General features: G+C 68.6%; 21 protein-coding genes. 8 read left to right on the top strand and 13 right to left on the bottom strand.

Translation table 11 applies throughout. From position 1 onward, the window contains the following. Positions 1 to 13 precede the first annotated feature (13 nt). The 3 genes from ACFYLW_RS01185 to murC all read right to left on the bottom strand — a co-directional run bounded on the left by ACFYLW_RS01185 (position 14) and on the right by murC (position 5,193). A complete protein-coding gene (locus ACFYLW_RS01185) occupies positions 14 to 2,044 on the bottom strand; it encodes a TonB-dependent receptor (RefSeq protein WP_390182512.1) in 2,031 nt (676 codons plus the stop codon). Between the two features lie 41 nt (positions 2,045 to 2,085). After that, positions 2,086 to 3,687 carry an ATP-binding protein gene (locus ACFYLW_RS01190; protein ID WP_390182513.1) on the bottom strand — a complete coding sequence of 534 codons (1,602 nt, stop codon included), beginning with the start codon at positions 3,685 to 3,687 and terminating at the stop codon, positions 2,086 to 2,088. A gap of 117 nt (positions 3,688 to 3,804) precedes the next feature. Beyond that, positions 3,805 to 5,193 carry a UDP-N-acetylmuramate--L-alanine ligase gene (gene murC / locus ACFYLW_RS01195; RefSeq protein WP_390182514.1) on the bottom strand — a complete coding sequence of 463 codons (1,389 nt, stop codon included), beginning with the start codon at positions 5,191 to 5,193 and terminating at the stop codon, positions 3,805 to 3,807. A gap of 80 nt (positions 5,194 to 5,273) precedes the next feature. On the opposite strand from murC, the gene ACFYLW_RS01200 reads away from it, so the two are divergent. Then, the gene (locus ACFYLW_RS01200; protein WP_390182515.1) at positions 5,274 to 6,113 is read left to right on the top strand and encodes an LD-carboxypeptidase; all 840 of its coding nucleotides are present in this window, start codon (positions 5,274 to 5,276) and stop codon (positions 6,111 to 6,113) included. 172 nt (positions 6,114 to 6,285) lie between these two features. Here the strand turns inward: ACFYLW_RS01200 and ACFYLW_RS01205 are convergent, their stop codons facing one another. Then, positions 6,286 to 6,768, bottom strand: a complete 483-nt coding sequence (locus ACFYLW_RS01205) for a TIGR02281 family clan AA aspartic protease (RefSeq protein ID WP_390182516.1) — start codon at positions 6,766 to 6,768, stop codon at positions 6,286 to 6,288. A 208-nt stretch (positions 6,769 to 6,976) separates the two neighbouring features. Continuing rightward, positions 6,977 to 7,204, bottom strand: coding sequence for a DUF1289 domain-containing protein (locus ACFYLW_RS01210; protein ID WP_390182517.1), 228 nt, complete (start codon positions 7,202 to 7,204; stop codon positions 6,977 to 6,979). Positions 7,205 to 7,370: 166 nt separating this feature from the next. Between ACFYLW_RS01210 and ACFYLW_RS01215 the strand changes: the two genes are divergently transcribed. Further along, positions 7,371 to 7,529 carry a hypothetical protein gene (locus ACFYLW_RS01215; RefSeq protein WP_292083720.1) on the top strand — a complete coding sequence of 53 codons (159 nt, stop codon included), beginning with the start codon at positions 7,371 to 7,373 and terminating at the stop codon, positions 7,527 to 7,529. A 119-nt stretch (positions 7,530 to 7,648) separates the two neighbouring features. After that, complete coding sequence (locus tag ACFYLW_RS01220; RefSeq protein ID WP_390182518.1) at positions 7,649 to 8,446, top strand: crotonase/enoyl-CoA hydratase family protein; 798 nt, start codon at positions 7,649 to 7,651, stop codon at positions 8,444 to 8,446. Positions 8,447 to 8,642: 196 nt separating this feature from the next. Here ACFYLW_RS01220 and ACFYLW_RS01225 read toward each other — a convergent pair whose 3' ends face one another. Genes ACFYLW_RS01225 through ACFYLW_RS01235 form a run of 3 tightly spaced genes read right to left on the bottom strand, consistent with a single transcriptional unit; the run spans position 8,643 to position 11,608 of the window. Then, positions 8,643 to 9,659: an HlyD family secretion protein gene (locus ACFYLW_RS01225; protein WP_292083716.1), complete on the bottom strand. Its 1,017-nt coding sequence runs from the start codon at positions 9,657 to 9,659 to the stop codon at positions 8,643 to 8,645. Positions 9,660 to 9,683: 24 nt separating this feature from the next. After that, complete coding sequence (locus ACFYLW_RS01230; protein WP_292083714.1) at positions 9,684 to 10,439, bottom strand: ABC transporter ATP-binding protein; 756 nt, start codon at positions 10,437 to 10,439, stop codon at positions 9,684 to 9,686. Next, positions 10,436 to 11,608, bottom strand: a complete 1,173-nt coding sequence (locus tag ACFYLW_RS01235) for an ABC transporter permease (RefSeq protein ID WP_292083713.1) — start codon at positions 11,606 to 11,608, stop codon at positions 10,436 to 10,438. The genes ACFYLW_RS01230 and ACFYLW_RS01235 overlap by 4 nt, the downstream gene beginning before the upstream one ends. A gap of 194 nt (positions 11,609 to 11,802) precedes the next feature. Here ACFYLW_RS01235 and ACFYLW_RS01240 point away from each other — a divergent pair, with 194 nt between their 5' ends. The 3 genes from ACFYLW_RS01240 (at position 11,803) to ACFYLW_RS01250 (ending at position 16,817) form a co-directional block, all read left to right on the top strand. Then, positions 11,803 to 13,896, top strand: a complete 2,094-nt coding sequence (locus ACFYLW_RS01240; protein ID WP_390182519.1) for a S46 family peptidase — start codon at positions 11,803 to 11,805, stop codon at positions 13,894 to 13,896. A 288-nt stretch (positions 13,897 to 14,184) separates the two neighbouring features. Further along, positions 14,185 to 16,293 carry a S46 family peptidase gene (locus tag ACFYLW_RS01245; protein WP_390182520.1) on the top strand — a complete coding sequence of 703 codons (2,109 nt, stop codon included), beginning with the start codon at positions 14,185 to 14,187 and terminating at the stop codon, positions 16,291 to 16,293. Next, a complete protein-coding gene (locus tag ACFYLW_RS01250; protein WP_390182521.1) occupies positions 16,290 to 16,817 on the top strand; it encodes a GNAT family N-acetyltransferase in 528 nt (175 codons plus the stop codon). The genes ACFYLW_RS01245 and ACFYLW_RS01250 overlap by 4 nt, the downstream gene beginning before the upstream one ends. A gap of 180 nt (positions 16,818 to 16,997) precedes the next feature. Here ACFYLW_RS01250 and pgsA read toward each other — a convergent pair whose 3' ends face one another. From pgsA to ACFYLW_RS01275, 5 genes are all read right to left on the bottom strand, one after another. After that, entirely contained in the window at positions 16,998 to 17,630 is a 633-nt protein-coding gene (pgsA, locus tag ACFYLW_RS01255; RefSeq protein ID WP_313472451.1) for a CDP-diacylglycerol--glycerol-3-phosphate 3-phosphatidyltransferase, read from the bottom strand. An 84-nt stretch (positions 17,631 to 17,714) separates the two neighbouring features. Further along, positions 17,715 to 18,329 carry a carbonic anhydrase gene (locus ACFYLW_RS01260; protein ID WP_292083708.1) on the bottom strand — a complete coding sequence of 205 codons (615 nt, stop codon included), beginning with the start codon at positions 18,327 to 18,329 and terminating at the stop codon, positions 17,715 to 17,717. Between the two features lie 44 nt (positions 18,330 to 18,373). Then, complete coding sequence (gene uvrC, locus ACFYLW_RS01265; protein ID WP_292083707.1) at positions 18,374 to 20,263, bottom strand: excinuclease ABC subunit UvrC; 1,890 nt, start codon at positions 20,261 to 20,263, stop codon at positions 18,374 to 18,376. A 16-nt stretch (positions 20,264 to 20,279) separates the two neighbouring features. Then, positions 20,280 to 20,726, bottom strand: a complete 447-nt coding sequence (locus ACFYLW_RS01270; protein ID WP_292083706.1) for a DMT family transporter — start codon at positions 20,724 to 20,726, stop codon at positions 20,280 to 20,282. 9 nt (positions 20,727 to 20,735) lie between these two features. Beyond that, the gene (locus ACFYLW_RS01275) at positions 20,736 to 21,209 is read right to left on the bottom strand and encodes an NUDIX domain-containing protein (RefSeq protein WP_313104331.1); all 474 of its coding nucleotides are present in this window, start codon (positions 21,207 to 21,209) and stop codon (positions 20,736 to 20,738) included. Positions 21,210 to 21,363: 154 nt separating this feature from the next. On the opposite strand from ACFYLW_RS01275, the gene ACFYLW_RS01280 reads away from it, so the two are divergent. Further along, the gene (locus tag ACFYLW_RS01280) at positions 21,364 to 21,777 is read left to right on the top strand and encodes a dihydroneopterin aldolase (RefSeq protein WP_390182522.1); all 414 of its coding nucleotides are present in this window, start codon (positions 21,364 to 21,366) and stop codon (positions 21,775 to 21,777) included. Then, positions 21,778 to 22,557: an SDR family oxidoreductase gene (locus ACFYLW_RS01285; protein WP_390182523.1), complete on the top strand. Its 780-nt coding sequence runs from the start codon at positions 21,778 to 21,780 to the stop codon at positions 22,555 to 22,557. Positions 22,558 to 22,599 lie beyond the last annotated feature (42 nt).

Consider the following 22,599-nt stretch of genomic DNA (forward strand, 5'->3'; position numbering starts at 1 on the left):
GGCGAATCGTCGTTCAGTAAGTCAGCCGCACTCCGGCGCTGAGCGAGCGCGGCGGGCCGAAGCCTTCGACGCCGGTTCCCGTTTCCGAGACCTCGACCTCGGCGTCGAACAGATTGTCGGCGGCCAGCCACAGCGAGGCCCTCTGATTGACCCGCCAGTCGGCCCGCAGGTCCGCCGTCACGGCGGCGCCCAGAACCCGGCTGTTCAGGTCGTCCTCGAAGCGCCTGCTCTCATAGCGGGCGCGGGCGCTCAGGCTCAGGCGGTCGCCGGCGCGCCAGTCGACCCCCGCCGTGGCGCTCCAGATCGGGGCCTGGGCCGGGCGCAGGCCGGTCAGTTGCGGCGCGGCCGACCCGCCGTCCACGCGGGCGTCGGTGACGGACAGGGCGGCGGTCAGGTCCAGACCGCCGCGCAGGGTCTGACGGGCGCTGATCTCGACCCCCGTGGCCTCGATGGTCCCGGCGTTCCGGCGTTGACGCAGCACGCCGCCCGCCGGCACGAAGCCCGCGCGGGGGAAGGTTGCGGGGCCTTCGCCCACGGTGACGTTGACGATGGCGTCCTCGATGCGGTTCCAGAACAGGGTGGCGCCCAGGGCCGAAATCGGTCCCTCGAAGGCCAGCCCGGCCTCGATCCCCTGCAGGGTTTCAGGGAACAGCGCCGCATTGGCCTCGGTCAGGTCGTTGCCGACGCGGAAGGGCCGGTGCAGTTCGTTCAACGTGGCCGGCCGGAAGCCGGAATAGGCCGCCGCCCGCGCCGCCCAGCCGCCGCCGATCATGCGCCGCGCCGCCAGACGGGCGCTGATCACCTCGCCCGAGCGTTCGGGATCGCTCTCGTCCAGCGTCGCCGCCCCGGTGGCAAGATCGCGCTCCAGCCGCCGCCCCTTCTGGTTCTTCCAGCCGTCCAGCCGCAGCCCGCCCGCGAACAGCCACGGCACGGTCTCCCACGAGCCCTCGCCGTAAATCCCCGCCACGGCGGTCTCGCCCCCGGCGATGCGGTCGCGGGTGAAGGCCCCGGCCATGTAGCGGAAGCGCTCGTGCGTCTCGCCCTCGTTGAAGCGGGCGTCGGCGCCCACCTCCCATTCCAGGCTTCCGCCGCCGACCGACCGCTCGGCCCGGCGCAGGGCGGCGTTCAGGCCCCAGCCGGTCGCCGGCGTCTCGTACTGGTTATTGGCGGGCGTGGTCGTGGCTCGGTCCGGCGCCACGGCCACCGAGGTGTTGGCCAGATCGCTCGTACGCCGCCAGGCCTGCAGCCGCCAGCCGTAGTCGCCCTCGGTCGGGCGTTTGGCAGCGGTGGCCGACAGGACATGGCCGCCGGCCGTGGCCCGCGCCCCCGCCAGACCCGAACCGCGATCCTCCTCATAGGCCGCCGCCCGTAGCGACAGGGCGGCCTCGCCGATTGGCACATCGGCCCGCAGCGCCGCACTCTTCGCTTCCAGATCCAGCCGCGCGTCCGCCGCCCCGGCCGTCGGCCCGCGCACGGGGACATAGCCGTCGCTGGTCTCATAAAGGACCGACCCCGTCAGCCGCGCCGGCCCCGCATCCACCCCGCCCGACCCCGCCAGCCGCGCCCCGCCGCGCTCGGCGAGCGAGGCGTCCAGCACCCCGCCGCGCTCGCGCTCCCTCAACTGGATGACGCCCGTCAGCGCCCCCGCGCCATAGGGACCGGCCCCGGCGCCGCGCACGATGTCGAGGCTCTCGACGCTCTCGGTTGGAACCTGCGACCAGATCACCCAGCCGCCGAAGGGATCGTTCAGCGGCGCCCCGTCCAGAGTCACCAGCGTCCGTCCCGCCCCCGACGGGGCGATGGCCCTCAGGCTGATGCCCTGGGTGGTCGGATTGGCGGCCAGACTGGAGGTGCGCCGGAACAGGGAGACGGCGGGAACCGTCGCCAGGGCCTCGTCCAGCCGCGTCGCGCTCGACAGCGTCTCCTCGCCCAGTCGGATCACCGAAAAGGCCGCCTCGCCCGCCGCCGGGGGCAGGCGCGCGGCGGTGACGATCACCTCGTCCAGCGTGGTGGTAGGGGCGGCGGGGGGCGTGTCCTGAAGCATCAGGCGGGACCATAGCCCAGGCCCGCGACGCTTGCGCGCCCTTAGGCCGCTTCGGCCACTGCATGACGCGACAGGGCCAGTCGGATCGCGTTCAGCAGGGCGTCGGGCTGGATCGGCTTTTGCGCCACCCCGTCCATGCCCGCCGCCAGATACTCGGCCTCGTCGCGCGGATCGGCGTTGGCGGTCAGGGCCAGGATGGGCACGACGGAGGCCGCGCCGGGCAGGGCGCGGATGGCCCGCGTCGCCGTCACACCGTCCATCACCGGCATCTTCACGTCCATCAGGATCAGGTCGAAGGGCGCGATGGTCGCTCGCTCCAGCGCCTGACGCCCGTCCTCGGCGGTCTCATGGGTGCAGCCGAACAACTCCAGCACCTTGCCCGCGACGAAGCGGTTGGCGGCGTTGTCGTCGACCACCAGGACGTGCAGGGTTTCGTGCGCGGTCGGGGCGGCGGTCCGGTCCTCAAGGCTGCGCGCATCAGCCTCGGCCAGCGGCAGGTGCAGGTCGAAGCGGAAACGCGCCCCGCCGGCGGGCGAGCGCTCCAGCGCCAGCGTCCCCTCCATCCGCTCGACGATCTGGCGGCAGATGGCCAGGCCCAAACCGGCACCCGCGCCCTGTCGTCCGGCCTCGCCGGTGTTGAAGGGCTCGAAGATGGCGGTCGCCGCCTCGTCGCTGATCCCCGGCCCGCTGTCGTCGACCACGGCGTCCAGCCGCACCCGGCCGTCGTCCAGTCGCGTGCTGAGGCTGACCTCGACCGCGCCCCGGGTGGTAAACTTCAGCGCATTGCCGATCAGGTTGTTGAGCAACTGCTTCAGCCGCATCTCGTCGCCGACGACCCAGCGCGCGGCGGCCGTGTCCGTCGTCACCGACAGGCGCAGGTTCTTCTCCTCCGCGCGCGGTCGCCACAGGGCCGACAGGTCGGCGGCCACCGCGTTGAGATCCAGCGGCGCCGGCTCCAGCGTCAGGATGCCCGCCTCGGCCCGCGACATGTCCAGGGCGTCGGTCAGCAGCCGCAGCAGGCTGTTCCCTGAATCCAGAATGGTGCGGACATAGGGGCGCAGCGAGGTCTGCGTCAGTTCACGCTCCATCAGGGCGGCCACCCCAAGCACCCCGTTCAGCGGGGTGCGAATCTCGTGGCTCATCACCGCCAGGAATTCGGACTTGGCCCGGCTGGAGGCGCGGGCCTCGGCCTCGGCACGGACCAGGTTCTGGGCCAGCTGGCTCATGGCCTCGGCCCGGCGCTTGTGGATGGCCACCCCCGCCTGAAGAACATGAAGCCCCGCCCCGACCCCGACATAGCGTCCGCGCGACACGACGATGAAGCCCTTCAGCAGGGCCCCCAGCCCCGCTGCATCCATGTTCTGGAACAGGACATCGGCCGAAGCGTCGGCCTCAACCAGCAGAGGCTTCGGCTCCATCAGGGCCGAGACCGGGCGGCGGGCATAGAGGGCGCGGCCGAACTCGGCGGCCATCTTCAGGGTGAAGGCGTTTCGCTCGATCAGACCTATGGGGCGACCGTCCGCGTCCACCACGGCGATGACCAGGGTGTCGGGCTCGGCCTGAAACCGGTCGAAGGCCTCGGCGCCGGGCGCCTCGGGCGCCATGGGCGGCGCCGTCTCGACGAAGTCTCCGATCCTGGCCATCCTGACGCCCCCTCCGCGTTTTGCGTGAGCGCAGTTAGGCGGGCGGCGCTTAACAGCCGATTTGCCGAAAGTGAATGTTTTACAAGAGCAATTTGACGATTGCTCCGAGTGCGGATTTTAAAGTCGAGCCAGCAGTTCCGCCGCGAAGCTGGACAGGCTGTCGTCGCGCGCGCCCATCACCACCACCCGGTCGCCGGGCTGCGCCAGCTCCACGATCCGGTCGCCGCAGTCGGCGCGGGTCGCAAGCGCTTCAGCGAGACGTCCCTCGGCGCGCACGCCCGCGGCGATGTCCTCGCTGCCCACGCTGCGGTCGGTGGTGCCGCCGTAATAGACCGGCTCGGGCATCAGCAGGACGTCGTGCTCGCGCATCAGCCCGGCGAAGCCCTCGATGAACTCTTGCCGCATCAGCTTCAGCGGGCCGAAGCCGTGCGGCTGGAACAGGATCAGCAGCCGCCCGTCAAAGGCGTGCAGGGTCTTCAGGGTGGCGGCGATCTTGTCGGGGTTGTGGGCGAAGTCGTCGATGACCGTGACGCCGTTGCGCGTCCCCACCACCTCCAGCCGTCGCCGGATTCCGGCGAAGGTCTCAAGCGCCGCGACCGCGTCGTCGACCGACACGCCCAGCGCCTTGACCGCGCCCAGCGCCGCCAGCGCATTGGCGACATTGTGCGCACCCGGCACGTTCAGCACCACCGCGCGCGAAGCCTCGCCGCGCACCCGTAGCTCGAAGCTCATGCCGGTCGGAAGGGGCTTGAGATCATGCGCCGACAGATCGGCCTCTTCCTCGCCAAGGGCAAAGGTGACGGCCTTGCCCGCAGGCAGCGTTTGCGCCAGCGCCGCCGTCTCGGGATTGTCGAGGTTCAGCACCGCCGTCGTCGCCCGGCCGACGAAGCCGCCGAACAGGTCGCGCAACTCCTCCATCGACTTGTGGTCCAGCGAGATGTTGGAGACGACCGCCACCGTCGGATTGTAGCGGGCGATGGAGCCGTCGCTCTCGTCCACCTCGGCCACGAACAGGTCCGGTCCGCCGACCAGGGCGCTGGCGAAGGGATGGTCCGCGTCGGCGAAGTTCTTCATCACCGCGCCGTTGACCACGGTCGGCTTGCGGCCCGCCTGATCCAGGATCCAGGCCACCATGCCGGTGATGGTCGACTTGCCGCTGGTGCCCGCCACGCCGATCGAGGTCGGCGCCGCGTTGAACAGTTCGCTCAGCAGCTGGGGGCGGGTCTTGATCGTCGCGCCGACGCGTTTGGCCGCGCCGATGTCGGGCACCGTGTCCTCGACCGCCCCGGTGGCCACGACGATCTGATCGGGGCTGGTCACGCCCGACCCGTCCTGTGGAGACAGGCTGACGCCATGCGCCCGCAGCCAGTCAAACTTGTCCGGCGTGCGCCCCTGATCCAGCGCCCGGTCGGAACCGGCGATGCGGTTCCCTTGCGCCTGAACGATCATGGCCAGGGGCAGCATGCCGGACCCGCCGACGCCGCAGAAGAAATAGTCTTTGTTCATCGGCTTGATTTTGACGCGCGAAACCGGGGAATGTCCGGCGGCCTGACTAGCACGGGCGACGCCGGAGGCCAGCCCCATCCATGAAGCCTGAATCTTTCAAGATCGGGGTTGTGAACGCCAGCTCGCGTCTGGATCCCGCCCGCGGGGAGGCGATCCAGGCCTGGATGGACCAGGTCTATCCGGGCGGCGAGGTGCAGTTGGTCTTCCATCCTATGGCGTTCGAGACGCACGGCCACTTCGGCGGCGATGACGCCGTCCGCGCCGACGCCTTCGTCGAGTTCGCCAATGATCCGCGTCTCGGCGCCGTCTGGTTCGCGCGTGGCGGCTACGGTTCGTGCCGCATCGCCGAGGCGGTCCTGCCGCAGTTGACGGAGGTGGCGCGCAAGAAACGCTACCTCGGCTATTCCGACGCGGGCAGTCTGTTGGCCCTGCTCTACAAGGCGGGCTTTCCTCATGTGGCCCACGGGCCGATGGCCTCGGACGGGGCGCGGCATGACGCGACGGGGCGCCGGGCGGTGGACTGGCTGGTCAGCGGCGACCGCGCTGCGCTGGAGCCGTCCCTGCTGGACGATCCACGCCCGGCCGTCGCCTTCAATCTGACCATCCTCAACGAACTGGTCGGCACGGCGCTGGAACCGGACCTGACCGGCCACGTCATCATGTTGGAAGAGGTGTCCGAGGCCCTCTATCGCGTCGACCGGATGATGTTCCACCTGACGGGCCAGGCCTCGATCCGCCGCGCGGCGGGCCTTCGCTTGGGCCGGGTCTCGGACGTCACGCCCAATGATCCGGACTTCGGCCTGACGCCGGAAGAGATCGTCCGCTACTGGTGCGAGCGTTCGGGCATCCCCTACCTGGGAACCGCCGACATCGGCCACGACCCGGACAACAAGGTGGTCCCGTTCGGGGCGAGCCGCTGAACCGGCGATCCTTCCCTGCGAAGCGGGGGAGGGGGATCATGCGCAGCATGGTGGAGGGGGCGAGCGTCACGCGTCGCGCTTTACCGTCTTTAGATTTCAGTCTGTTTCCGCCCCCTCCACCGCCTGCGGCGGTCCCCCTCCCCCGTGAACGGGGGAGGATCGAGAGCGGTCCTCAGCCCTTGAAGGTCAGGCCTTCGGGCCGGGCTTCGAAGCCGGACAGCCGGCCCAGATAGCTCATGCCCAGCAGGGACGCGGGCATGTCGCCATCCACCACCAGGGCTTCGACCGCGGTCAGACGCACCCCGGCCACCGCCAGCGACGGCAGGACCACGGGCGCGGCCTTCACGGGACCGGATGCGGTGTTCAGGGTGCGGGTGAAGTCCCCGGCGACGACGCTGACGCCGGCCTTTTCTGCGTCGGCGCGGCTCAGGGTCACGACGCTGGCGCCGGTGTCGACCAGCATCCGCATGGGGCGGCCGTCGACCATGGCCTCGGCCCAGTAGTGACCGTCGGCCGACCGCGCGACCGAGGGCGCTGCAATCGCCGCCTGGGCCTCGCCCGCGCCGTCCATCCAGCGCAGGGCGCCCGCGCAGGCCAGGGAGGTGGCCAGGGCGGCGGCGAAGACGACGGCAGAGCGCGGGTCGATGCGGATCATGACCCTAATGTGCCGCAAGGGTCTTGGCAGGCGGTGAAGCGATACGGCGAACGAAAGATTGACGGACGAACGGCGTTACCCGCCGTCTTTGCTCGTCATCCCGGCCGAAGCCGCAGGCGTAGAGCCGGGACCGCCCCAAGGCTCTGCGGTCGGCGCTTCTTGCGGTCCCGGATAGCGGCTTCGCCGCTTCCGGGATGACAGGGAGAGGCTATTTGCCCAGCAACTTCGGGTCGATCTGGCCGCGTCGCCCCTCCAGCTCATCCATGATCTTCGTCCGTTCCCCGTCGCTCATGCGGCTCCAGGTCGCGATTTCGGGCAGGGTGCGAAAGCAGCCCAGGCACAGGCCCGACGCCCCGTCCACGGTGCAGACCATGACGCAGGGCGTAGCGATCGCACGCGGCGGCCGGGCAGGAGAGGGGGCGGCTTGCTGGCTCATGATTTTGTGACGTTCAAACTACAATAAGTCCGACTTCGGACCAAAATCTTGACTTTTTAACCAAGCGGAGCTATCTAGGCTGCTGACGCGAAACGACTATGACGGTGAGATTCCCGAAAAGCACGACGCGTCTTCTTTCATCGTTCAGCGAAAGGAGACGCCAAAAATGAACGACAAGGAGCGCAACCTCCAGCACGCCATGATGTCCTTCGCCCTCTGGGGCGGGATGCTGGTCAACACGAAGCAGATGAACAACGCGAACAACCGCGTGGTCAGTCATCCTTCCAACTTCGTGCCCATAACGATCAAACGGCCGCGCGCGTAGTCGCGAGACCGATCGATCCAACCGCAAGCCCCGGTCAGAACGACCGGGGTTTTTCAATTCCGCTTGCCTTGGCGCGTCGCCCCGCTGAAACCGGCGACAGCATCAAAGGGAGCATCGCCATGGGTCTGATCGTCGAGGAGCGCCACGGCGCGGTCATGGTCTGGACCCTGACCCGGCCCGACCGGCTCAACGCCCTCCCGGATCTGGAAGACGGCGAGGCGTTCGCGACGGCCTGCGAGGCGGTCAACGCCGACCCGTCGATCCGCTGCGTGGTCATGACGGGGGCGGGGCGCGCATTCTCGGCGGGCGGCGACCTCAAGGCCATGAAGGCCCGCGCCGACCTGTTCGAGGGTTCGGGCGCCGCCATCCGCGAGCGCTATCGCCGCGTCGTCCACCGCATCGTCCGCTCGCTCTACGGGCTCGAGGTTCCGCTGATCGCCGCCGTCAATGGTCCGGCCATGGGGCTGGGCTGCGACATCGCCGGCCTGGGCGACATCCGCATCGCCTCGGACCGCGCCAGCTTCGGCGTGCCCTTCATGAAGCTGGGCATCATCCCCGGCGACGGCGGATCCTGGCTGCTGCCGCGCAACGTCGGCTATGTCCGCGCCGCCGAGATGCTGTTCACCGCCCGCGCCATCGACGCCGAGACGGCGGACAAGTGGGGTCTGGTCAACCGCGTGGTCCCGCATGAGACCCTGATGGACGAGGCCATGGCCACCGCCGCCCAGATCGCGGCTCAACCGCCCCAGGCCCTGCGCATGGCCAAGAGCCTGCTGCGTCAGGGCCGCGACATGAATTTTGATCAGATGCTGGAGCTGTCCGCCGCCATGCAGGCCCTGGCCCATCTGACCGAGGACCACATCGAGGGCGTGACGGCGGTGCTGGAGAAGCGGCCGGGGGAATTTACGGGGGGCTGATCCTTCAAGCTCCGCTCATCCCCGCGGAAGCGGGGACCCAGTCCTTTGGCGGCAAGCGCGAGGGCTTGGGTAACCCACGGGGCTGTTGAAACTCTCACTGGGTCCCCGCTTCCGCGGGGATGAGCGGGAGAGAGAGCTGCAGCCAACAAAAAAGGGGCCCCTCGCGAGGCCCCTTTTCCGTCTCTAGCCGTCAGCCTCAGCGGCGGGCGGGCGTCTGCATCGAGCGGTTGGCGGGGACGCCGGCGACGCTGGTGTCGCGTTTGGCCCCGGCGGTTTCACCCGGCTTCATGAACTTGACCAGGACGCGCTGGCCGATCAGCAGGGGGGCGTCGTTGACGGCCACGACCACCTCGACGACGCGCTCGTCCGAACGCTGCGAGGGATCGTCCGAGGCCAGTTTGCGGGCGCCGAAGACGGCGGCGCGGCGCAGGACCTTGCCGACATAGACCTTCGAGGGGTCGCCTTCCGGGGTGATCTCGACAGCCTGATCGGCGGTGATGTTCGGAATGTCGGCCTCGACGATTTCGGCGCGGGCGATGCGCGGGGCGTCGGGTTCCAGGTCGAACATGTTCGACACGTTCAGGGTCGAGGCGCCGGCGCCGGGGTTGGCGTAACGGCGCACGATGCGGCCCTCGGCGGGCGAGCGGATGACGGTCAGCTCGACGTCATAGGCGGCCTGGTCGCGGCGGGCGCGGGCGGTCTGGACCGCCGACTGGGCCGAACCGAGACGGGCCTGGGCCTGGGCTATGGCGTCGCGGGCCTGATCCAGTTTCTGGGCGGCGACGAAGTTGCTGTCCTTCAGTCGCGCCAGGCGGTCGTATTCACGCTGGGCCGTGGCGATGTCGACGTTGATCAGGCGCAGCTGGCTTTCGGCTTCCGACAGGTTGGCGGCGGCGGTTTGCAGGGCCAGGCGCGGTTCGTCGTCTTCCTGACGCGCCAGGATCTGACCGGCGGTGACGCGGTCGCCTTCCTGGACCAGGACTTCACGCACGACGCCGCCGCGACGGGCCGCGATCTGGATGATGCCGCCTTCGATGTCGACCTTGCCGTTGGCGATGGCCGCATAGGGGCTCTCGACCTTCTTCTCGGCGGCGGCCGCGGCTTCGGCCTTCTTGGCGGCCTGGGCCTTCTGGAACATGCCGAAGCCGATGATCAGCACGATCAGGGCGACGAGGCCGATCCAGAGCCATTTGTTTTTCAGGAAAGCGGGCATGGAGGTGTCCTTGAGGATCGGTGTCTAGTGCGAGGCCAGAACGGCGTCGGGATTGGGGATGCGGCGCTGGTCGTCGATGATCACGCCGTCTTCGATGTGGATGACCCGGTCGGCCCAGGCTTCCAGGCGCGGGTCATGGGTCACGCAGATGACCGCCGCGCCGTGTTCGGTGGCGGCCCGGCGCAGCAGCTTGATCACCACCTGACCGTTTTCGCCGTCGAGCGCGGAGGTCGGTTCGTCCGCGAACAGGATCTGCGGGTCCTTGGCCAGGGCGCGGGCGATGGCGACGCGTTGCTTCTCGCCGCCGGACAGGGCCGCCGGGCGTTGATGCAGGCGATGACCCAGACCGACTTCTTCCAGAGCGAGCGTGGCGCGCTTGCGGGCCTGATCCGGGGTCAGCCCCTGGAACTTCAGCACCGTCGTCACCTGTTGCAGGGCGCTGAGCGACGGGAACAGGTTGAAGCCCTGGAAGATGAAGCCGCAGTGATCCAGGCGGAACTTGTCCAGTCGGCCCGACGACAGCTTCCACATGTCGTCCACGTCCAGGGCGTCCACCCGGCCTTCTTCGGGACGCAGCAGGCCGGACAGGGCGGCGATCAGGGTCGACTTGCCCGAGCCGGAGGGCCCCATGACCATGGTCAGGTCGCCGTGGCGGGCATCGAAGTTCACGCCCTTCAAGACCTCGACATAGTTCTTGCCGGACTTGAAGCGCTTGATCAGACCCTTGGCCTCGATGGCGAACTCGCCATGCTTGCCTTGAACTTTCGTATGCATGTTCATCGCAGCAGGTCCGCAGGTTGGCTCTTCTTCAGGATGCCCATCGAGAGGAAGCCCGAGAGCATGGAGATGGCGATAAGACCGCCGCCCACCACGATCAGCAGCGGCAGGGGCAGGGCGATGATGACCGCCTTGGACATGGCGAACAGCGACAGCAGCCAGGTCAGGCCGATGGCGGCGGCGACGCCGACGCAGCCGACCCAGAAGCTCAGCTCCATGACGATGCGGCGCAGGCTTCCCATGCCGACGCCCAGGGCGCGCAGCGAGGCGAACTCCTTGATGTTGGCCATGATGGCTCCGCGCAGGGTCTGCCAGGTGATGGCGACGCCGATGATGATGCCCAGCACCACGCAACCGCCGATGATGATGACCAGAATGCCTTCCTCGAACATGGCACCGGCGTTGGCGTCGGCCAGTTCCTGACGGGTCCAGGCCTTCCACTGGCCGTTGCCCATCTTGTTCAGTTCGGCGACGACGGCCGGGGCCTGGGCGGGGTCCTTGATCTTGATCATCAGCGGGCCGACGCGCGGGCCTGTGTCGGCCTGACCCAGCATGCGCAGGGTGTCGCGCGACATGACCACGCCGGGCTGCATCATGTTGGGATAGCCGCGCGTCACGCCGACGACGGTGACGGTCTGACCGTTGTACAGGGCCTTGTCGCCTAGCTTGACGCCGAGAGTCGTCAGGGCCGTCTCGTCGATGGCCACGGTGTAGGGCTGACGCAGGGCGTCGACCAGTTCCTGGGAATAGTCGGTCGGAATGGTGACCGAGCCCGGCGTCGTGTCGATGATGCTGGACTGGACGAATTTCTGACGCGGCGCGCCCTGCTTGGCGCGGTCGGCCTGGGACATGGTCGGGTCGACGTTCTTGACCGACTGGAAGCTGCCGCCGGCGCCGTCCAGCGGCTGCACCTCGACCACGGCCGGGTGGTTGTAGGCCAGCGGGATGAAGCGGCGCGGCACGCCTGACGGCCCGTTGATCAGGCTCTTCGCCCCGGGCTGCAGGATCATGATGTCGGCGCTCGAGCGCTCGATCTGGGCGGTGAAGCCCTTGCCGATGCCGATGAAGACACCGGTCATGGCCAGCACGAGCAGACCCGAAAGGGCCAGCGCCATGACGGCGGCCATATAACGTCGCCACTCAAAGAGCAGCGTGGATAGCGCGAGTGACATGACGCGTCTCAAACCCCTGACTTGCAGTGTTATCTGACGGGGCGCCGGGCCGGGGCCAAGTTAAATCGGGGTAAGGCTTCGGCTTCCCCCCGACGCGCGGCGGGACTATGGGGGGCTTGAGGCCCGTCCACGGACGGCGCTAGTTATACAATAACAGACGCGAGGCGCCGGGCCTTGCGCTCGGGAGAGCCTGAATGTCGCTTCGTCGCACCTTTTCCTTCACCGCCTCGCTGGCGGCCCTCGGCGTAGCCGCCGCCGTCACCGGCGCGACCGCCACCCCGGCCCGCGCCGACGAGGGCATGTGGACCTTCGACAACTTCCCGATCCAGACGGTCAACGACAAGTACGGCACCCGCATCGACCAGGCCTGGCTGGACCGCGTGCGCAACGCCGCCGTGCGCCTGCAGGGTTGCTCGGCCTCCTTCGTCTCGGGCGAAGGCCTGATCCTGACCAACCACCACTGCGTCATCTCCTGCGTTCAGGACCTGTCCACGGCCCAGAACGACTACGTCAAGAACGGCTGGATGCCGGCCACGCGTGAGGAAGAGAAGAAGTGCCCCGGCCAGACCGCCGAGGTCCTGACCGACATCACCGACGTCACCGAGCGCGTCCTCGGCGCCGGCGCCGGCCTGGAAGGCGCGGCCTTCATCGCCGCCCGCTCGGCCGAGATCGACAAGATCCAGAAGGAAGCCTGCGGCGACGACCGCAAGCTGACCTGCCAGGTCATCAGCTTCTACCGCGGCGGCAAGTACGCCCTGTACAAGTTCCGCAAGTACGAGGACGTGCGTCTGGCCTTCGCGCCGGAGTTCCAGGCGGCCTTCTTCGGCGGCGACCCGGACAATTTCAACTTCCCGCGCTACGCCCTCGATGCCGCCTTCCTGCGCGCCTACGAGGACGGCAAGCCGGTCTCGACCCCGAACCATCTGAAGTGGAACCCCGAGGCTCCGGCCGAGGGTGAAGTCACCTTCGTCGCCGGCAACCCCGGCACCACCCAGCGCCTGCTGACCATCAGCCAGCTGGAGCGCCTGCGCGACCAGCAGATCCCGGTCACCCTGATCCAGGGTTCGGAACTGCGCGGCCGTCTGGTCGAATACTCGACCCAGGGCGATGAAGAGAAGCGCGTCGCCCTGGACCCGATCTTCGGTCTCGAGAACAGCTTCAAGGTCTATTACGGCCAGCAGGGCGCCCTGACCGACCCGGCCTTCATGGGCAAGAAGCGCGCCGAGGAGACCGAGCTGCGTCAACGCGTCGCCGCCGATCCGGCTCTGGCCGAGCGCATCGGCGATCCCTGGGCGGATCTGGAAAAGGTCCAGACCACGGCCCGCGACCTCTACCTGCCCTACCGTCAGCTGGAAGGTAACGCCGGCGGCGGTTCGACCCTCTACTCCTACGCCCGCGCCATCGTCCGCGCCTCCAAGGAACGCGCCAAGCCGGTCGCCGAGCGTCGCGCCGGCTATTCGGACAGCGACATCGCCGCCATCGGCCGTCGTCTGGCCTCGGAAGCCCCGATCGCCAAGGGCGTCGAGGAAATCCAGCTGTCCTTCTGGCTGTCCAAGACCCGCGAATACCTGACCGTCGACAACGCCAACGTGAAGGCGATGCTGGGCCGCGAAAACCCCGAGGGCATCGCCGCCCGTCTGGTCGAGACCCGGCTGATCGACCCGGCCTTCCGCGCTCAAGCGCTTGCGATGACGCCGGAGCAACTGGCCGCCTCGGGCGACCCGATGATCGCCTTCGTCCTGGCCAATGACGACGCCGCCCAGGCTGTCCGCACCCAGTGGGACGCCGGCGTCAACGGCCCGACCGCCCGCGCCGCCGAAAAGGTCGCTCAGGCCCGCTTCGCCGTCTATGGCGACAACCTCTACCCCGACGCGACCTTCAGCCTGCGCCTGTCCTATGGTCAGGTGAAGGGCTGGACCTATCGCGGCGTGACCGTGCCGTCCTTCACCTTCATGGGTGGTCTGTACGAGCGCGCTACCGGCGCCGAGCCGTTCAACGCGGCCGCCCGCTTCGTCGACGCTGAGAGCCGCATCAACAAGAACGTCGTCTATGACTTCGTCTCGACCAACGACATCATCGGCGGCAACTCCGGCTCGCCGGTGATCAACGCCAAGGGTGAAGTGATCGGCGCCGCCTTCGACGGCAACATCCACTCCCTGGGCGGCTCGTTCGGCTACGACGGCGAACTGAACCGCACGGTGACGGTCTCGACCGCCGCCGTCACCGAGGCCCTGCGCAACGTCTACAACCAGCCGCGCCTGCTGCGCGAACTGGGCGTGCGTCGCTAAGAAGCACCTTCTCCTCCCCACCATGTGGGGAGGGGGACCGCGGAGCGGTGGAGGGGCCGGCGGCGTCAAGCGCAACCCGCCCCTCCGTCTCGCCGGCTTCGCCGCCGATCCACCTCCCCATGGGAATGGGGAGGAGACGCCCCAGTCTGACGCATCGACCTGTTAGGCTCCTCTCGTCCTTCCAGCCGATTTCAGACTATTCAGACGAATTGGACTCTGTTTTTTCCTCAGCCAGTGTCCAACACCGACACCCCCGACCAACGGGGCCGTGAGGATCAGGAGTTCTCCATGCGTCACATGTTCTTCGCTTCGGCCGCCGTCCTGGCCTTCGCCGCTGCTTCGTCGGTCGCTTCTTCGGCTCGGGCCGAAGAAGGCATGTGGACCTACGACAACTTCCCCATCGCCCGCGCCAATCAGACGCTGGGCACCTCGATCGACCAGGGCTGGCTCGACAAGGTCCGCCTGTCCTCGGTCAAGTTCGGCGGCTGCTCGGCGGGCGTCATCTCGGGCGAGGGCCTGGTGATGACCAACAACCACTGCGTCGCCACCTGCGTCGCCAACCTGTCCACGCCGCAGCTGCAATACGCCGAGACCGGCTTCACGCCCAGGAGCCGCGAGGAGGAGCTGAAATGCCCCGGCGGTTCGGCTGAGATCCTGACCGACATCACCGACGTCACCGAACGCGTCCAGAAGGCGGGCGAGGGTCTGGACGGCCAGGCCTTCACCCAGGCCCGCGAGGCCGAGGCCGGCCGCATCGAAACCGAGGCCTGCGGCAGTGATCCCAAGATCCGCTGCCAGGTCGTCAGCCTGTATCGCGGGGGCCAGTTCAAACTCTACAAGTTCCGCAAATACTCCGACGTGCGTCTGGCCTGGGCGCCGGAAGACCGCGCCGCGACCTTCGGCGGCGACCTGGACAACTTCTCCTTCCCGCGCTTCGCCATCGATGCGGCCTTCATCCGCCTGTACGAGGACGGCAAGCCCGCCGCGACCCCGACCCACTTCACCTGGAACCCGAACAAGCCGACCGAGGGCGAGCCCGTCTTCGTCACCGGCAACCCCGGTTCGACCCAGCGCCTGCTGACCCAGGCCCAGCTGATGACCATCCGCGACGTGGTCCTGCCGATGGACCAGCTCATTGCGTCTGAACTGCGCGGCCGCTTGATCCGCTACTCGGAAGAGGGCGAGGAACAGGCCTTCATCGCCATGGACCCCATCGTCGGCGTCGAGAACACCTACAAGCGCGGTCGCGGCCGCATGGCCGCCCTGATCGACCCGGCCTTCATGGCCGCCAAGGCCGAGGCCGAGGCCGACTTCCGCGCCCGCGCCGCCGGCGGCGCCACCGACCCTTGGGCCACGCTGGAAGGCGTTCAGCCCCTGGCCCGCGAGCTCTACGCCCCCATGGCCCTGCTGGAAGGCGGCACCGGCATGGGCACCACCTCGGTGGCGGGCGGCTCGCCCCTGTTCAGCTGGGCGCGAGCCATCGTGCGCGGCGCCCAGGAGCGCGCCAAGCCGTCGGATCAGCGTCTGGGCGAGTTCGCCGACAGCCGTCTGCCGGGCGTCCAGTCCGGCCTCTTCGCCGAACGCCCGACCTATCCGGCGCTGGAGCAGATCCGTCTGGAGTGGTGGCTGTCCAAGACCCGTGAATGGCTGACGGTCGACAGCCCCTATGTCCGCACCCTGCTGGGCAAGGAAAGCCCCGAGGCCCTGTCGGCCCGCCTGATCACCGGCACCAAGCTGGCTGATCCGGCCGTCCGCCGCGCCCTGTGGGAAGGCGGTCTGCCCGCCGTCCAGGCCTCGACCGATCCGCTGATCCAGTATGTCCTGGCCGTCGACGCCGACGCTCGCGCCGTGCGCAAGGAGTGGGATGACAAGGTCAAGGCCCCGACTGACCGCGCCTCGGAACAGCTGGCCGCCGCCCGCTTCGCCGCCTATGGCGACGCCGTCTATCCCGACGCCACCGGCACGCTCCGCCTGACCTATGGTCGGGTCGAGGGCACGGACGTTCCGGGCCAGCGCATCGGCGCCTTCACCACCTTCGCCGGCCTGTGGGACCGCGCCACCGGCGCCGAGCCCTTCAACGTCGCGCCCAGGCTGCTGGCCGCCAGGGACCGCATCGACCCCAACGCGGTGATGAACATGGCCGTGTCGTCGGACACCATCGGCGGCTCGTCGGGCTCGCCCGCCGTCAACGCCAAGGGCGAGATCATCGGCGCCAACTTCGATTCCACCGTCCTGACCCAGCGCAACGCCTACGGCTATGACCGCAACGTCAACCGCAGCGTCATCGTCACGACCCAGGCCGTGACCACGGCCCTGCGCGACGTCTACGGCATGGATCATCTGATCCAGGAACTGGGCGTGGCCCCGAAGGCCGCGCCGCGCCGGGCGCGCCGTTGATCGCCCCGACCTTCCGCCCAGCGGCGCTGGATGATGTTCCGGCGCTGCACCGCCTGGTCGAAAGCGCCTATCGCGGCGACAGCGCCAAGGCGGGCTGGACCCACGAGGCTGATCTGCTGGGCGGCCAGCGCACCGACGAGGCCGAGCTTCTCGACATCCTCGCCGACGCTGGCCGGGTTATCCTGCTGGCCGAGGTCGAGGGGAGCTTGACCGGATGCGTCCAGGTGGCGGATCAGGGCGAAGGCCTGGCCTATCTCGGCCTGCTGACCGTCGATCCGACCCGTCAGGCGGGCGGTCTGGGCCGCCTGCTGATCGAAGCCGCCGAGGCCGACGCCGTCGCCCGCTTCAGCGCGACCCGCATGGAGATGACCGTCATCCGCCAGCGCGCCGAGCTGATCGCCTGGTACGAACGCCGGGGCTACGTCCTGACCGGCGAAACCCGGCCCTTCCCCCTGGACGACGAACGCTTCGGCCTGCCGCAGACGCGGGAGCTGGAGTTCGTGGTCATGGAAAAGGCGCTCTGACTTCCTTCTCCCCTTGAGGGAGAAGGTGGGCGCCGCAGGCGCTCGGATGAAGGGTGTGAGCGCCGCGGTTACGAAAAAGGGGCGCCGGCGACGGGGCTGAACATCAACCCGCGCCGCCGACACCCCTCATCCGTCATGCTGCGCACGACACCTTCTCCCTCAAGGGGAGAAGGAAGGTTTTCAGAGATCCCGCATCTGCTTCTGGGCGGCGTTGAAATACTGCCAGCCGGTCCACAGGGTGATCAGGGCGGCCAGCCAGATCAGGGTGTCCGAGAACAGCTGGAAGTGGGGCAGGTAGTCGAAGGGCAGTCCCCAGCCGTCCCAGTTGCGGGCGAACAGCTGGCAGCCCAGGGCCACCATCTGAAGCGTGGTCTTCCACTTGGCGGCCAGGGTGACGGGCAGGTTGATGCGCCCAGCCATGGTCTCGCGCAGGGCCGAGACGGCGAACTCGCGGAACAGGATCAGGCCGCAGGGAATGATGATCTGCTGCACCGAGCCCGAGGTCAGCACGCCCAGGATGGCGCCGGTGACCAGGATCTTGTCGGCGATGGGGTCCAGGATGGCCCCCCAGCGGGTCTCGGCGTGCCAGCGTCGCGCCAGATAGCCGTCGATCCAGTCCGTCGAGGCGGCGATGACGAAAATCCAGAAGCCCGTCCGGTACATGGCGAACTGGTCGTCGGGGCTCAGCATGGCCGAGACGAAGGGGAAGCCGCTGGTGGCGCCGGCCAGCAGCAGGAACATGACCACCCCCGCCGCCAGACGGATGCCGGTCAGGATGTTCGGGATCGGGTTGGCTTTGTGAGCAGGGGTCATCATCACGTCCATTGCAACGCCTGCGGGTGTGGCATGGTTCGCGGCGCGATGCGAGGGCGACGACCTGTCGCCCTCGGCCGAGGCTCAGTCCAGGCGCTCGAAGCGCTTGGCGCCGGTCAGCTTGGTCAGGATGCCGGCGGCGATGCCGAAGTGCAGGCCGCTGAGGCGCAGTTCGCCCGCGGCTTCCTTCTCGGCGATCCAAGGGAAGGTGCGCAGGTTGTCCAGCGACAGGCGGACCACGGCCTCTTCGGCCACGGTTTCCTGCTCGTCGGCGGCCACGCCTTCAATGGCGGCGCTGACGGCGGGCACGCCCTGGGCGACCCAGGGGGCTACGAAGTCCTGGCAGTTGGACGGGGCGCCGTTGCGCATGGCGTTGACCCCGCCGCACGAGGCGTGGCCCATGACCACCACGTGCTGGACCTTCAGCACGTTGACGCCGAACTCCAGCGCCGCCGAGACGCCGTGCAGCTTGCCGTCCGGCTCATACGGCGGCACCAGGTTGGCGACGTTGCGCACGACGAACAGCTCGCCCGGCGCCGTGTCGAAGATCAGGGCCGGGTCGGCGCGGCTGTCGGAACAGGCCACGACCAGGGTGTGCGGCTTCTGCCCGTTCGCGGCCAGGGCCTCGTACTCGGCGCGTTCGGACGGCCACCGGTTCTGGCGGAAGCGGTGATAGCCCTTGATCAGTTCATTGGTCATGAGCGCCTTCCTAGACCCGCAGCGGTTTCCGGCTCAAGTCCTGATCAGGACTTGTGGAAGAAACCGTGGATGCGCTCGGCCAGGGCCTGATTGACGCCGGGGACCTTGACCAGGTCGGCGACCGAGGCGCGCGACACCCCCTTGGCCGAGCCGAAGGCGTGCAGCAGGGCCTTCTTGCGCGAGGGGCCGACGCCCTCGATCTCGTCCAGCGGGTTCTTGCTGATGTCCATCGAGCGACGCTTGGCGTGGGCGCCGTTGGCGAAGCGGTGGGCCTCGTCGCGCAGGCGCTGGATGTAATAGAGGGCCGGGCTCTTCATCGGCAGCATGAAGGGCGGCTTGCCGGGCATGAAGAAATGCTCCTTGCCCGCGTCCCGGTCCGGTCCCTTGGCCACGCCGACGGCGGTGATGTCATCGACGCCCAGGTCGGCCAGCACCGCCAGCACCTCGGCCAGTTGCCCCGCGCCGCCGTCGATCAGCAGCAGATCGGGGCGTTCGACGACCTCGCCGGCCTCCTCGTCCTTGACCATCTTGCCGAAGCGGCGGCGCATGACCTCGCGCATCATGCCGTAGTCGTCGCCGGGGGTCAGGTCGTCGCCGCGGATGTTGAACTTGCGGTACTGGTTCTTGCGGAAGCCCTCGGGCCCCGCGACGATCATCCCGCCGACCGCATTGGTCCCCTGGATGTGGGCGTTGTCATAGACCTCGATCCGCTCGGGGCGGGCGTCCAGGCCGAAGGCCTCGCAGACCTCGTCCAGAATCTTCGATGTGGCGGAATTCTCGGCCATCTTGCGACCGAGGGCCTCGCGGGCGTTGGTCAGGGCGTAGTCGACGACGGCCAGCTTCTCGCCGCGCTGGGGGCGGGCGATCTCGACCTTGCGGCCCGACTTCAGTGTGAAGGCCTCTTGCAGCAGCTCCAGCTCGTGCGGGCGGACGTTGGACAGGATCTGACGCGGGATCGGCTTGTCCTCGTAGAACTGGGCCAGGAAGGCGCCGAGGATTTCGGGATCGGTGTCCGACTTGTCGATGCGCGGGAAGTAGGCGCGGCCGCCCCAGTTCTGGCCCGCGCGATAGAAGAAGACCTGGACGCAGGCCTGGCCGCCCTCGGAATGCAGGGCCATGACGTCGGCCTCGGCGTCGCCCGCGCCCTCGGCGTTGAGGCCCGATTCCATGGCGATGGCCGACAGGGCGCGGATGCGGTCGCGCACCCGGGCGGCGTGTTCGAACTCCATCTCGTCCGAGGCCGTCTGCATTTCCTCCGACAGGCGGGCGATGACGGCGCGCGACTTGCCGCGCAGGAAGGCCTCGGCCTCCTTCACCAGATCGCCGTAGTCCTCCAGGCTGATCAGACCGGTGCAGGGGGCCGAGCAGCGCTTGATCTGATGCAGCATGCAGGGTCGGGTGCGGGTCTCATAGACGCTGTCGGAACAGGTGCGCAGCAGAAAGGCCTTCTGCAGGGTGTTCAGCGTCCGGTTCACCGCCCAGGTCGAGGCGAAGGGGCCGAAATAGGCGCCGGGCGTCGTGTGAGCGCCGCGATGTTTCCTCACCTGGGGCGCGCGGTGGTCGCGCCGGATCATGATCTCGGCGAAGGACTTGTCGTCCTTCAACAGGACGTTGAAGCGCGGCTTCAGTCTCTTGATGTAGCCCGCTTCGAGGATCAGGGCCTCTGTTTCGGTGGTGGTGACCACCAACTCCATCGAGCGGGTCAGCGACACCATCAGGCCGATGCGCTGGGTGTGGAAACGCCCTTGCGCGTACTGGACGATGCGCTTCTTCAGCGACTTGGCCTTGCCGACATAGAGGCAGTCGCCGTCCTCGCCGTACATGCGATAGACGCCGGGCTTGTCGGGGGCGCGGCGCGCCTCGTCGGCGATCAGGGCCGTGGCCTGAAGCGGCAGGGGCTCGGTCGCGGCGGTGTCGATCGTCTCGTCGGTCATCGGGGCGGATATAGGCTCAGGAACGGCGAACCAGAACCACGCCGCCGATCACCAGGGCGACCCCGGCGATGCGGCCCAGGCTCAAGGGCTGCTTTTCGACCCCCAGGGCGCCGAAGTGGTCGAGGGCGAGACTGAGCAGAAGCTGGCCGGCGATCATGACGGTGATGGTGGTCGCCACCCCGAGACGCGGCACGCCCCAGGCGGCGGAAATGACGAAGGCGCAGCCGTAGAAGCCGCCCATCCACGCCCACCAGGGCAGGGCCTTCATCGCCCCGACGTCCGGCCGCGTCTGCACGATCATGGCCAGCACGCCCAGAGCCACCGTGCCGACGGCGAAGGAGATGAAGGCGGCGTTCAGCGGCGAGCCGACCGCCGTGACTAGCCGGGCGTTGGTCGGCCCCTGCAAGGCCGTGGCGGCGCCCGCCAGCAGCAAGGTCAGGAAGACGAGGATCGGTGTCTGCATGGGCGGACCCTACCAGTTCGGATCGGCGGGCGCGCCGCCGAAGACCTCGGCCAGGCGGCGGCGGGTGGCGCGGGTCGTGTCCTCGGGCAGGGCGTCGGGGGCGAACCAGCCGATCTCGGCGATTTCACCATGGCTGGTGCGCTCGGTCAGGTCGAAGGCGTCGATGGCGAAGACCAGGACGTGATCGCCGGGAAAGAAGCGTTCGTTGGAATGGACCGAGATCAGGCGCGGCTCGGTTGTGGGGATCAGCCCCGCCTCCTCGCGGAGTTCACGGACCACGGCGGCCTGGGTCGTCTCGCCCCGGTCCACGCCCCCGCCGGGCAGCCACCAGCCGTGCAGATAGGTGTGCTTGACCAGCAGCACCCGGCCTTCGCCATCCGTCGCCACCCCGCGCACGCCCAGCGTCATGCCCCGGCTCATCCGCGAGACGGCGAAGAAAAGCGGCCGGGTGAAGGGCTCGAGTCGGGTGCGCCAGGTGGTCATGGGGCGACGATAGGCCGGGCGGCGGGCGCTTGAACAGTCGCGCCTGTGCCTCTATGCGAAGCTTTGAACAGGAGCCTTCCCATGCTGGCCATCGCCATCATCTTCGCCTTCATCGCCGTCATCGCCGCCGTGAACTTCTACGAGTTCGGCCGGGTTGACTGAATCCGCATCTGGCGCGGGCGGGTTCGACTGGCGTAACGCCGGGGACCATGTCCGCGTCCTGTTGTCGGACGTAGCGGTCGATGTGCGCATCGGCCTGCACCCGTGGGAGCGGCACCCTGAGCGCCCCACGCGGCTGACGGTCAATGTCGAGATGTTCGCCGCCTGGCCTTTGCCCAAGACTGGCGCTGACGGCGGCTTCATCGACTACGACCGGGTGCGCGATCATATCGCCGCCTGGCGTGGCCGCGATCATGTCGAGCTGCTGGAGACCCTGGTCGAGGAGCTGATCGGTGTCTGCTTCGCCCTGCCGCCGGTCGAGGCCTGCCGCGTGCGGATCACCAAGCCGCATATCTTCCCCGAGGCCGCCGGCGCGGGCGTGGAAATCTTCCGTCGCAGGCCGGGCTGAATGGGCGAGCCCCAGAACAAGACGGTGCTGATCACTGGGGCCGCGCGTCGCGTCGGCGCCGGGATCACGCGGGCCCTGGCCGAGGCGGGCTGGGACGTGGCCGTCCACCATCGCGGCGGGGCGGACGAGGCGGCGGCTCTGGTCGCCGAGCTGAGCGGCATGGGCGTGCGCGCCGCGGCCTTTCAGGCGGACCTGAACAAGGCGGACGAGCGCGACGGCCTGATTGACCGGGTGGTTGCGCATTTCGGGCGCATCGACGCCTTGATCAACAACGCCTCCCTGTTTCGCTACGATACCCTTTCGACCCTGACCGAGGCGTCGTGGGGCGAGCATCTGGCCTCGAACCTGACGGCGCCGGTCTTCCTGATCCGCGACTTCGCCAAGGCGGTCGAGGCGGCGGACGGGCAGGGGGTGGTGGTCAATATCCTGGATCACAAGGTGGACAGCCCGAACCCCGACTTCTTCGCCTATACGGCCGGCAAGGTCGGTCTGGCGGGGCTGACACGGACCCTGGCCATGGGGCTGGCGCCCCGCATCCGGCTGTGCGGCGTCTCGCCCGGCCTGATCCTGCGCAGCGGCGAGCAGACCGAGGCCGAGTACGAAGCCGCCTGGCGCGACACCCCGCTGGGACGCGGCGCCTCGCTGGACGACGTGGCCCGCACCGTGCGCTTCATCCTCGAGACCCCCAGCCTGACCGGGCAGAACCTGACCATCGACGGGGGCGAGAGCCTGATCGGTCGGGGGCGGGACGTGGCCTTTGACGGTATCCCTGTTCCCTGACCCCGCCTTTACTTCGCCGTCGTCAGGGTGTTGATGCGCGAA

It is taken from the genome of Brevundimonas sp. NPDC007368, from assembly GCF_042869015.1.
GTDB lineage: Bacteria > Pseudomonadota > Alphaproteobacteria > Caulobacterales > Caulobacteraceae > Brevundimonas.